The organism is Serratia sp. HNCC26DJ244 (genome assembly GCF_057180565.1).
Genome location: NZ_JBXUGO010000121.1, coordinates 1 through 430, shown reverse-complemented (window position 1 = coordinate 430; position 430 = coordinate 1). Strand labels below are relative to the sequence as shown.

Sequence of the window (430 nt, the reverse complement as noted above, 5' to 3'; positions counted from 1 at the left end):
GTCTTCACGCAGCACCTTGACCGCCTCGGCTTTCGGGGCGTAATTGTCCATCGAGATACCGTCATAGTGCGCAATATCAAAACTCAACCGCTGCACAAGATGGCGGTTGTTCCAGCCACTGCTGCACAAGGCAGCGATGGCCGCCAGCGTGAACAGGGCAATCCCGCCACGCCAGGTGCGCTGGCGCGGGGTCAGGCCCCGCCCTTCCGGCAGCAGCGGCAGCACAAAATCCGGTAACAGCGAGTTGTCGGTGATAACCGCCTGGCCCGGCAACCAGCCTGCCGAGCGGTTGAGAGCAGTCTGACGAGTCAGCCAGTGGGTCCACAATGACTGTGGCAGCGCGTCCGCCAGCGCCGGGCCCATGCCCCAGACTACCGCACAAGGGACAATGGCCGGGATATCCGGGTTAGGGGCACTGAATACCGCCTGA

General features: G+C 63.3%; 1 pseudogene. It reads right to left on the bottom strand.

Going from position 1 to position 430, the window contains the following annotated elements:
* A pseudogene (locus AC2A06_RS18875) lies at positions 1-430 on the bottom strand (OmpA family protein); the annotation flags it as partial.